Origin of the sequence: Nocardiopsis sp. L17-MgMaSL7 (genome assembly GCF_003182025.1) — a bacterium.
In the GTDB taxonomy this organism is placed as follows: Bacteria; Actinomycetota; Actinomycetes; order Streptosporangiales; family Streptosporangiaceae; genus Nocardiopsis; species Nocardiopsis prasina.
In genome coordinates this window covers 167,040-177,700 of sequence record NZ_QGTF01000013.1, presented here as the reverse complement: position 1 = coordinate 177,700, position 10,661 = coordinate 167,040, and the positions used below count along the sequence as shown (strand labels likewise).

General features: G+C 69.2%; 10 protein-coding genes. 6 read left to right on the top strand and 4 right to left on the bottom strand.

From position 1 onward, the window contains the following. Positions 1–165 precede the first annotated feature (165 nt). Entirely contained in the window at positions 166–708 is a 543-nt protein-coding gene (locus tag BDW27_RS21900) for an NUDIX hydrolase (protein WP_110051445.1), read from the bottom strand. A gap of 347 nt (positions 709–1,055) precedes the next feature. Here BDW27_RS21900 and BDW27_RS27870 point away from each other — a divergent pair, with 347 nt between their 5' ends. Both BDW27_RS27870 and BDW27_RS21890 read left to right on the top strand, forming a co-directional pair. Continuing rightward, positions 1,056–2,222 (top strand): hypothetical protein, encoded by a 1,167-nt coding sequence (locus tag BDW27_RS27870; RefSeq protein ID WP_233515880.1) that lies wholly within the window; start codon positions 1,056–1,058, stop codon positions 2,220–2,222. A 15-nt stretch (positions 2,223–2,237) separates the two neighbouring features. Next, entirely contained in the window at positions 2,238–2,504 is a 267-nt protein-coding gene (locus tag BDW27_RS21890; protein WP_110051444.1) for a hypothetical protein, read from the top strand. Between the two features lie 87 nt (positions 2,505–2,591). On the opposite strand, the gene BDW27_RS21885 is transcribed toward BDW27_RS21890, so the two are convergent. Further along, positions 2,592–3,002: a RidA family protein gene (locus BDW27_RS21885; protein ID WP_017543266.1), complete on the bottom strand. Its 411-nt coding sequence runs from the start codon at positions 3,000–3,002 to the stop codon at positions 2,592–2,594. Positions 3,003–3,083: 81 nt separating this feature from the next. On the opposite strand from BDW27_RS21885, the gene BDW27_RS21880 reads away from it, so the two are divergent. Beyond that, positions 3,084–3,455, top strand: a complete 372-nt coding sequence (locus BDW27_RS21880) for a helix-turn-helix domain-containing protein (RefSeq protein ID WP_017543265.1) — start codon at positions 3,084–3,086, stop codon at positions 3,453–3,455. A 246-nt stretch (positions 3,456–3,701) separates the two neighbouring features. Here BDW27_RS21880 and BDW27_RS21875 read toward each other — a convergent pair whose 3' ends face one another. Then, the gene (locus BDW27_RS21875; protein WP_110051442.1) at positions 3,702–4,364 is read right to left on the bottom strand and encodes a helix-turn-helix domain-containing protein; all 663 of its coding nucleotides are present in this window, start codon (positions 4,362–4,364) and stop codon (positions 3,702–3,704) included. A gap of 111 nt (positions 4,365–4,475) precedes the next feature. Here BDW27_RS21875 and BDW27_RS21870 point away from each other — a divergent pair, with 111 nt between their 5' ends. The 3 genes from BDW27_RS21870 to BDW27_RS21860 are packed head-to-tail and all read left to right on the top strand — an operon-like array spanning position 4,476 to position 8,287. Beyond that, positions 4,476–5,222 (top strand): aspartate/glutamate racemase family protein, encoded by a 747-nt coding sequence (locus BDW27_RS21870; protein WP_017543263.1) that lies wholly within the window; start codon positions 4,476–4,478, stop codon positions 5,220–5,222. A 24-nt stretch (positions 5,223–5,246) separates the two neighbouring features. After that, complete coding sequence (locus BDW27_RS21865; protein ID WP_110051441.1) at positions 5,247–6,752, top strand: NCS1 family transporter; 1,506 nt, start codon at positions 5,247–5,249, stop codon at positions 6,750–6,752. Positions 6,753–6,790: 38 nt separating this feature from the next. Further along, the gene (locus tag BDW27_RS21860) at positions 6,791–8,287 is read left to right on the top strand and encodes an NCS1 family nucleobase:cation symporter-1 (RefSeq protein WP_110051439.1); all 1,497 of its coding nucleotides are present in this window, start codon (positions 6,791–6,793) and stop codon (positions 8,285–8,287) included. Positions 8,288–8,372: 85 nt separating this feature from the next. On the opposite strand, the gene BDW27_RS21855 is transcribed toward BDW27_RS21860, so the two are convergent. Then, positions 8,373–10,652, bottom strand: coding sequence for an excinuclease ABC subunit UvrA (locus BDW27_RS21855; protein ID WP_110051437.1), 2,280 nt, complete (start codon positions 10,650–10,652; stop codon positions 8,373–8,375). Positions 10,653–10,661 lie beyond the last annotated feature (9 nt).

Below are 10,661 nucleotides of genomic sequence, written 5' to 3'. Positions count from 1 at the left end.
GTCAGAAGGGCGTCAAGGTCTTTGGTCACACACTGATCCTCGACGCCCTTCGTCATGCCCGCAGCAGGTTCAGAAATTTCCCATCAACGATCTAGAGCGAGTTTTCTGGATCATCCCGCCCACCCGTCACCCGCCACCACCGGCGAAAGCACCCAGAAACACCCCCTAGACCCACACGTAGTCGTCGTCGGTGACGGCGGGCAGCGCCGCGTCGGCGACGAGCGCGTGGGGATCGGGCAGGGCCGCCAGAGCGCCGCCGATCAGAGGGAAGATCGGCAGGTCAGCCGCGCCCCGGTAGTCCACCCACTCCACGACACCGATCTCGTGTCCGCCGTCGGGCTGCTCGTCGTACTCCTCAACCGCCAGCACCTCGCGCACCTCTGGTGTCACGTGCAGGCGGTGGATCAGGTGGAGCTTTCGGGGCGCTGGCGTGGGACCGGGTCGGCTGACGCGCTGGTCGACCACCCACAGCAGCTCCGGCGCGGTGGCCTGGTGGGGGCTCAGGTCCAGTTCCTCGGCCAGTTCGCGCCGGAGCGCGGCCGTGAGGTCCTCGCCCGGCTCGACATTGCCACCCGGCGGTGTGTAGTGGACCGACCCGGGCCGGTCACGCCTGATCAGGGCCACCTCGTCACCGCAGAACACCAGCGCTCCCACACGGATCTTGACTCGGGAGAACGGCACGGCCGCGGCGGTGGAAGAAGTCGTCATGGAGGCCAGTATCGCGTGGGGGGCGCCGGGTTCGACCGGGCCTTGAGGGAGTGCCGGGCATCGTCGTGTCCTCGCCTGGCGGCTGTCGGCCACAAGGGGACCGGACCTCCCAAGGCCGGACCACTCAGCCTGGGACCCCCACCTGGAAGCACCTCTGAGCAGGAGGAACAGTTTCCCGGTGCTCGCGGTGGGTACATGGGGCGGACACGCTCTCATCAATCCCCACAACGGTGACTTAAGGGACTTCTGCACTGGAGTCCGCGTCTGAGCCGACCGTGCGCAACACACCCCCAAGAGGGCGCCGAGACCGCTGGGTGTGCCCAGCCACGCGGAAGGTTGTGGGAAAGGTGGATGAGAACACTCCAAGGACCGAGGGGAACACACGCGAGGACGCCTGGAACCCCTCGAAGGACCTCGCCTCGGAGGGCGTGGGCGCGGAAGCCGTTCCGGAGCCCCGTCGCGAGTCCGGCGGCCGCGTCGAGGGCAACGGTGAACCGGACGTCCTCCTTGAGGTCCCGAACCTGAAGGTCGACGAGATCGAACTCGAGGTCGACAACCTGGTGGCCTCCGTGTCGCTCCAGGCCGAGGTGCTGGACCTGCTCAAGCTGAAGGTGGGAGCGGACGTCGGACTCGGTCGCGTCCACTTGGACATCAAGGGCGTCGAGGCCGAGGCCCTGCTCAAGGTCAGACTCGACAACGTACGGGAGATCATCGGACGGGTCCTCAAGACCATCGACGAGAACCCGCAGGTGTTGGAACACGTGGCCCGGGGTGTGGAATCCAGCCTCGAAGAGGTGGGCAGCGGTGCCGGACAGGCCGTGGGAGCTCTGGGCGAGGGCGCCGGTGAAGCGGTCGAGGACGTCGGCTCTGGCGCTGGCAGTGCGGTGAAGGACGTCGGTTCAGGTGCCGGTGGCGCCGTGAGAGACGTTGGTTCGGGCGCTGGCGGAGCAGTGAAGGACGTCGGTTCGGGTGCCGGGAGCGCGGTGGAGGACGTCGGCTCGGACGCTGGCAGTGCTGTGGGAAACGTCGGTGAGGTCGCCGGAGAGGCTGCCAAGGGCGCCGGTTCGAGTGCTGGGAGCGCGGTCGACGACGTCGGCCAGGTTGCCAGAGAAGCGACAGAGGGCGTCGGAGAGACGACCGAGGGCGTGGCTTCAAGCGCTGGCAGCGCCGTCAAGGATGCCGCCCCGGGCGACGGAGACGCTCCGCAGCACGACGCATCCGACACCGAGGCTCCGGAGGGTGCCGCACCGGCAGACGAGGACGCTCCGCAGGACGACGCATCCGCCCCAGAGACTCCGGAGGACGTCGACTCGGACATCGAGGACGAGGCGCCCGACGCCCCCTCGGGAGCCGAGGACGCGGTGCAGTCCGTGGAAGCCGCCGCGAAGAGGGCGGAGGACGCCGCGAAGAGCGCCGGGGAGGCCGCGAAGAGCGCCGCGAACGTGTTGCGCAGTGCGGCGAAGTGGGCCGGTAACACGGTGAAGCGCACCGGCGGCGGGGCAGCCGACCAGTGAATCGGGGTGAGCACCATGGGAACCCGGAAGGAAACCGAGTACGACGTGGAGATCAGCGCGTCCGTGACCGCGGACGAACTCATTTTCCACGAGGCACCTGAGGTCGGATCCCAGCACCGGGGAAGCCCTGAGTCGGAGGGCACCTCCGGCAGCGACCGGTCGGGGCTTCCCAAGCCCGTCGAGACCGGGACGGTCTACGAGGACGTCCGCGTCGACTACCGGCTCGCGAGCCGGGTTCGGCCGACCGAGGACGAACCCGAAGACGACTCCGAGGAGGAGTGACCGGGTGCCGCGCATCGGTTCACGGTGTGCGGCCCCGTTTCCGCTCAGGGCGGCGGACCCGCTCTTGCGGAGCGGGTCCGCCGGATTTCAGTCCAGGACAGCGTAGGCCTCCAGCTCGACGAGGACGTCGGGCTCCCAGAGGTAGTCCACGCCGATCAGCGAGACGGGCGGAAGCGGGGTCGGCAGGTTCAGCTCCTCGGTCACGTTCTCGATGCCCTTCATGAAGGCCTCGGCCTTGTTCGGCTTCCAGTCGACGGCGAAGAAGCGCAGGCGTACGACGTCGGAGAAACTCGCTCCCGCACCGGCAAGGCCACGTGCGACGTGGCGCAGCACCACCTCGACCTGGCCGGTGAGGTCGCCGGGAGCCAGGTGGTTGGCCTCGCCGTCGCGGGCGATCTGACCGGCGACGTGCACATGGCGGCTGCCGGTGCCGATCGAGACGTGGTGGTAGGGAACGGGCTGGAACAGGCCTTCGGGGCTGAGCAGCTGCACGGTCATGGGAGGTTCCTCCAGTTGGCGTTTTGCAGGTATCCCATGTCTACTAGGTGGCCAAAGGGAACCTCAACGAGACCAGGTATCATGCCGGAAACCACGCCCGCCCAGCCCGTCCCCCAGATCACCGCCGAGCACCGCGAACTGCTCGACCAGATGCTCGACAAGTGGTCGCTCCAGGTACTGGACAGCCTGTGCGAACAGCCCCTGCGCTTCAACGGACTGCGCCGGGCGATCCCCGTCATCACCCAGAAGTCCCTCACGGCGACCCTGCGCCGGCTGGAACGCAACGGAATGGTGGACCGGGTCATCGTGAGCACACGGCCGCTCGCCGTGGAGTACCGCATCTCGACACTGGGCAGGACGCTCCAGGACCTGGTCGACGCGCTCCTGCGCTGGACCACCGAGACCATGCCGGACGTCGAGCGCGCCCGGGAGAGGTTCGACGAACTGCCCTGAGGCAGAGCGGGCGGTACATCATGCGCGGCGGACCCACGCGGTCGCGCCGGGTGGCAGAACCCCTCCGCGCGGTGACCACCACCCCGAACCCGAGTGGCTCGCACAGCCGGACCGTGTGGCCGCGACGAACCCGGGGGAAGAACGGCCGGTGGCGGTCCAGCCGGGGCCTGGGCCTCTCGCCTCAGCGTCCGGGCGGCTGGCGCCCCCCAGGAGCCGGGCGCCCGTGGTTCTCCGGGCGTGCCGGGATCAGTCCAGGTTGAGCCAGATGGCCACGGCGTCCCGGTCGCCCTGGTTGGAGATGCGGTGCGGGGTGGTGGAGGGGTACGTGATCGAGTCGCCCGGCCGGAGTTCGTAGGTGTCGAACCCGACGTCCACGGTGAGCACGCCACTGACGACGTTGCCGATCTCGTGGCCCCGGTGGCGCACGTACTCCGCGTTCTGGCTGGAGTAGGAACCCGGCGGGTACACGGACTCGAAGTAGTTCATGCCAGGGACCGGGCCCGGGGTCAGGCGGCGGTAGCGCACCCCGTGGCCGAGCTCAAGGGTGGCAGCCTCCTCCCGCCGGGTCACCGCGACGCGGCCCATGGCGGCGTCGCCGGGTTCCCAGCGCGGACCGGGTGCCTCCCCCATGGGGGTGGTGTAGGCGTCGGGCGCGGCCGGCGCGCTCACCTCGGGGCCGAACACCGCGGCCATGGGCACGTTCAGCTCGCCCATGATCTGGTACAGCCGGGTCACCGAGGGGCGCATCTTGCCGCGTTCGATCTGGGAGAGCGCGCTCGCGCTGATCTCCAGTCGTCCGGACAGCTCACGCAGGGACAGGCCGCGCGCGGTGCGTAGTTCGCGGATGCGTTCGCCGATCCTTCGTTCGTCGAACCGTGGGGGCGCGGGGTTCTCGGTGAAGTCAGCCATGGCGTGTTAAGTATAGATGGCGGTCTTGTGAAGTCATTGCTTTAAGAGGTATTGAAGTAATAGCTTCAAATGTGGGCGGGGTCACCCCCGCACGGCTCACGAAGGGACCGCATGCGCCTCCTGATCGTCAACGTCAACACCTCGACGGCCATCACCCGCGCCCTGGCCGAACAGGCCCGCGCCGTCGCCCGTCCCGGCACGGAGGTCGAGGCGCTCACCCCGCGCTTCGGCCCCGAGTCGGTGGAGGGCAACTTCGAGAGCCACCTGGCGGCCGTCGCCGTCATGGACCGCGTCATGACCTACGACCGCCCCTACGACGCCGTCATCCAGGCGGGCTTCGGCGACCACGGCAAGGAGGGCCTCCAGGAACTCTGCCCCGCACCGGTCATCGACATCACCGAGGCCGCCGCCCACACCGCCTGCCTGCTCGGCCACCGCTACTCCGTGGTCACCAGCCTGGACCGCACCGTGCCCATGATCCGCGACCGCCTGACCCTGGCCGGACTCCACACCCGCTGCGCCTCGGTACGGGCCAGTGGCCTGGGCGTGCTCGAACTGGAGAGCGACCCCGCCACCGCGGCGCGCGCCGTCGCCCACCAGGCCCGAGCCGCCGTCGAACAGGACGGCGCCGAGGTGATCATCCTCGGCTGCGGCGGCATGGCCGGAATGGAACTCACCCCCGAGGCCACCGCGGGCGCCCCCGTCGTGGACGGCCTGACCAGCGCCGTCGCCCTGGCCGAGTCCCTGGTGACCCTCGGCCTCACCACCAGCAGGGTGCGCAGCCTCGCCGCGCCCCGCCCCAAGACCGTCACCCACTGGCCGCTGAGCCCCGCGCTCGGAGGGCCCCACCACCCCTGACCCCTCCCGGAGGAGCACAGGCTCATGGACGCCTCCACCCCCCGTCAGAGCACCCCCGCCCCGGCCAACAACCACCTGCTCGAAGAGTCGATCCTGCCCACCTGGCTCAACCAGCGCCCCATCTCGCTGCTGGGCTTCGTCTGGATGTGGGTGGCCCTGGCCATCGTCATCGTCACCTTCCAGTACGGCGCCAACGGAGTCGAGGGCGGGCTCTCGCTGCCCGTGGTCATGCTCGTCGTGCTCACCGCCACCATGGCGCTGGCCGTGGTCATGACCCTCACCGCCGACATCGGCACCGAGCACGGCCTGTCCTTCGCCGTGTTCCTACGCGCCCCCTTCGGCACCATCGGCACCCACATCCCCTCGGTCTCGCGCGGGGTGGTGGCCGCCTGCTGGTTCGGCATCCAGACCTACATCGGTGCCCTGGCCATCAACGGCCTCGTGGAGTACTGGACCGGGTTCTCCTCCTGGCCGCTCTGGTACGCCCTTTTCCTGGCCGTGCAGATCGCCAATGTCGCCCTCGGTATCAAGGCCGTCGAAAGGCTGGCCTCCTTCGCGGCCCCGTGCATCCTGGCCATCTCGATCTGGATGTACTACACGCTGGACGGCGTCGCCGACCTGGAGGGCACCAACATCTGGACCTTCGCCTCCGGCGGCGACCTGTCGCTGGTGGCGTTCTTCCTGATCAACATGGTGGTGTGGGCGCCGCTGGCCGTGGACATCCCGAGCATCACCCGTTTCGTGCGCACCGCCCCCGGAGAGCGCCGCTTCCTGCGCCGCAACCGGGCCGTCCTCACCGCCCACTTCGTGGCCCTGCCGATGATGCAGGCCTGGATCTCCTTCATCGGCGCGGTCTCCTTCATCGTCACCGGCGAGTGGAACCCCGTCGACGTCATCCAGGGCCAGAGCACCGGACTCGTCCTCGGCGTCCTGCTGCTGATGATCGTCCTGGCCCAGTGGTCCACCAACACCGCCGCCAACGTCGTGCCCGCCGCGCTCAACTTCGTCAACGCCGCCGCACCCCACCTGTCCTACCGCTCGGGGGTGGTGCTGGCCGGGGTGGTCGGCACCGCCGTCATGCCCTGGCTGCTGCTGGACAACCTGTTCACCTTCCTGAGCTACTACGGCGGGTTCATCGCGGCCATCGCCGGGATCATGATCTGCGACTACTACGTGCTGCGCCGACGTCGCCTGAACGTGCCCGCCCTGTACGACCCCCACGGCCAGTACCGGTACGCGCGCGGGGTCAACCCGGCCGCTCTCGTCGCCTGGTTCGGCGCCTCGGGCGTGTCCCTGTGGCAGCCCGACTACGCCTACGTCATCGGCTTCCCGGTCGCCTTCGCGCTCTACCTGGTACTCATGCGCGCCTGGATCCTGCGCCGCCACCCTCAGGCCGAGATCGACGACCCGAGCGACGCCTACCTGGCCACCAGTGTGGGCCGCAGCTGGGTCCACGACCCCGCCTCGGGCACCTTCGACCGCCTGACCGTGGACGAGCTCCCCCATGGAAGCCACCGCGCCGACATCTGACCCGCCCACCACTCCCCCCCCATCCCCTGAGGACCCCCATGAGCGACACCGAGCACCCGCCGTCCACCGAACCGGCGCTCGGCCCTGACGGCGCCGACCTGACCCTCCGATCCCCCGACCCCTCGCTGCACAACGAGGACCTCGCCCCCGTGCCCCGGAGCAGACGCAGCTGGGGCGCGTTCGAGATCTTCAACGTCTGGACCAACGACATCCAGAGCCTGTTCGGCTACACCCTGGCCGCCACGCTCTTCATCTCCTACGGCCTCAACGGCTGGGCGGTGTTCGCCGGGATCATCCTGGCCGGGCTCATCGTCATGTTCCTGTGCGACCTCGTCGGCCGCCCGAGCGTGCGCTACGGCATCCCCTACGCCGTCATGGCGCGCGCCAGCATGGGCGTGCACGGCACCCAGTTCCCCACGCTCATCCGGGGCATCACCGCCATGTTCTGGTACGGGGCCCAGACCTACTTCGCCTCCACCGCAATGGCCCTGCTGATCACGGCCCTGTTCGGCCCGGGCCCCCAGGGCACCTTCCTGGGCCTGTCCGCCGTGGGGTGGATCTCCTACGTGATCGTGGCCGTGGTCCAGCTGGCGCTGTTCAGCCGGGGCATCAAGTCGATCGGCGTGTTCCTGAACTGGGCCGGACCGGCGGTGTACGCGGTCATGATCGCCATGATGATCGCGCTGTGGGCCATGGCCGGGGGCGACCTCCTCTCCGAGCTGGGCACCGTCTTCGCCGGTGAAGGCGACTATCCGGGCGGCACGGTCGCGGCGTTCTCGGCCGTGGTGGGCACGATGGTCGCCTACTTCGCCGCGGTGGTCGTCAACTACGGAGACTTCGCACGCTTCACCCGCTCGGAGCGCGCCATGCGCCGGGGCAACCTGTGGGGGCTGCCCGTCAGCCTGGCCCTGTTCTCCTTCCTCACCCTGGTCATCACCGCCGGAAGCTCGGTGCTGTACGGGGAGGCGCTCACCAACCCGGCCGACATCGTCGCGCGCGTGGACAACATCTGGCTGACCGTGGTGGCGGCCCTGACCTTCTTCGTCGCCACCGTGGGCATCAACCTGGTCGCCAACTTCATCCCGCCCGCCTACGGCCTGGCCAACCTGGCGCCCTCGGTCATCAGCGCGCGCACCGGTGGGCTCATCACGGCCTCGGTGGGCTTCGTGGTGGGCGCCCTGTGGGTCGCCTACATCGACAACATCGGCATCGCGTCGTTCGTCGACACCCTCGGAGCGGTCCTGGCCCCGCTGTACGGCATCATCGTCGCCGACCACTACCTGCTGCGGCGCCAGCGCGTGCATCTCCAGGCCCTGTACTCGGCGGCGTCCGGTGCGGAGTACTACTTCACGCGGGGTTGGAACCTGCGCGCGCTGTCCGCCTTCTGCCTGGCCTCCGTCTTCTCGGTGACGGCGGTGTGGCTGCCCGCCCTCCAGTCCTGGTCCGGGTTCGTGTGGATCTTCGGGGCGGTGCTGGGCGGCGCCCTGCACTACGTGATCGCCCGCGGTCGCAAGGCCGCCCCGGCGGCCTCCTGATCCTCACGCGGACAGGTCGGCGAACACGGTCGGGCCCGCCGCCCGGAGGTCCTCCGGTGACGGGCCCGACCCGTGACTTCTCCCGCTATCCCTCGCGGCCCAGGTAGGCGCGCAGGTGTCGGGCGGTGAGGGTCTCCCCCTTCTCGACCAGTTCCGCCGGGGTGCCCTCGAAGACCACCCGGCCTCCGTCGTGACCGGCCCCGGGGCCGAGGTCGATCACGTGGTCGGCGTGTGCCATCACGGCCTGGTGGTGCTCGATCACCACCACCGTGTTGCCGTCGTCCACCAGGCGGTCCAACAGCGCCAGCAGCCGGTCCACGTCGGCCAGGTGCAGTCCGGTGGTGGGCTCGTCCAGCACGTACACCGCACCCTTCTTCGCCATGGAGATCGCCAGCTTCAGCCGCTGGCGCTCACCGCCGGACAGGGTCGTGAGCGGCTGCCCCAGGCCGAGATACCCCAGGCCGACGTCGTACATCCGGTCCAGGATGACCCGGGCGTTGCCGGAGGCGAAGAAGTCGCGCGCCTCCACCACGGACATGGCCAGAACCTGGCTGATGTCCTTCCCGCGCAGCTTGTGTTCGAGGACCTCGGCCCTGAACCGGCGCCCTTCGCACTTCTCACAGGTGGTGGCCACCCCGGCCATCATGGCCAGGTCGGTGTAGATCACCCCGGCGCCCTTGCACTCCGGACAGGCACCCTCGGAGTTCGCACTGAACAGGGACGACTTCACCTTGTTGGCGCGGGCGAACGCGGTGCGGATCGGGTCCAGCAGCCCGGTGTAGGTGGCCGGGTTCGAGCGGCGCGACCCGCGGATCGCGGACTGGTCCACGACCACCACGCCCTCACGGCCGGGCAGGGCCCCGTGGATGAGCGAGCTCTTGCCCGAGCCCGCCACCCCGGTGACCACGGTGAGCACCCCGAGCGGGACGTCCACGGACACGTCCCGGAGGTTGTGGGTGTTGGCCCCCCGGATGGGGATGGTGCCCTTCGGGGTCCGCACCTTCTCCCGAAGCTGGGCGCGGTGGTCCAGGTGGCGTCCGGTGAGGGTCCCGGAGGCCCGCAGCCCGGCCACGTCGCCGCTGTAGGTGACGGTGCCGCCGGTGGGTCCGGCGCCCGGACCCAGGTCCACGACGTGGTCGGCGATGGCGATGGTCTCGGGCTTGTGCTCGACCACCAGCACGGTGTTGCCCTTGTCGCGCAGGCCGAGCAGGAGGGTGTTCATCCGCTCGATGTCGTGCGGGTGGAGGCCCACGGTGGGCTCGTCGAAGACGTAGGTGACGTCGCTGAGGCTGGAGCCGAGGTGGCGGACCATCTTGACCCGCTGGGCCTCGCCACCGGACAGGGTGCCCGACTCCCGGTCCAGGCTCAGGTACCCGAGACCGACCTCAACCAGCGAGTCCAGGGTGTGCCCGAGGGTGTCCGCGAGCGGCTTCACCGAGGGTTCCTCGAGTGCGTGGACGAACTCCGCCAAGTCGCTGATCTGCATGGACGCACACTCGGTGATGGTGCGGCCGTTGACCTTGACCTCACGGGCGGCCGCGTTGAGCCGGGTGCCCTCGCACTCGGGGCAGATCGAGAAGACCACGGCGCGGTCCACGAACGCGCGGACGCTGGTCTGCATCTTCTCGCGTTCCTTGGCCAGGTAGGTGCGCTTGATCTTGGGGACCAGGCCCTCGTAGGTCAGGTTGCTGCTCCCGACCTTCACCTTGGTGACGGGCTGGTGGAGGAGGCTGTGCCACTCCTCGTCGGTGTAGTCACGGAGCTTCCTGTCCGGGTCCAGCAGCCCGGAGGTGGTGAAGATCTGCCAGTACCAGCTGTCCACGGAGAACCCGGGGACGGTGATGGCGCCCTCGTTCAAGGAGAGGTCGCGGTCGTAGAGCTCCTCGACGTCGATCTGGTTGGTGCGGCCCAGCCCCTCGCACTCGGGGCACATACCCTCGGAGTTGTTGAAGCTGAACACGCTGGAGGGTTCCAGGCGCGGACTGCCCACCCGGCTGAAGACGATGCGCAGCATCGCGTGGGCGTCGGTGGCGGTGCCCACCGTGGAGCGCGCGTTGGCCCCCATCCGCTCCTGGTCCACGATGATCGCCGCGCTGAGGTTGCGCAGGGCGTCCACGTCCGGGCGGCCCACGCTCGGCATGAAGGACTGGAGGAAGGCGGTGTAGGTCTCGTTGATCAGCCGCTGGGACTCGGCGGCGATGGTCCCGAAGACGAGCGAGGACTTCCCCGAGCCGGACAGGCCGGTGAAGACGCTCAGTCTCCGTTTGGGGATGTCCACGGAGACGTTGTCGAGGTTGTTCTCCCTGGCCCCTCGGACCTGGATGGTGTCGTGGGTGTCCGCCAGGGTGGTGGGTTCGGAAGACAAGCTGCTCCT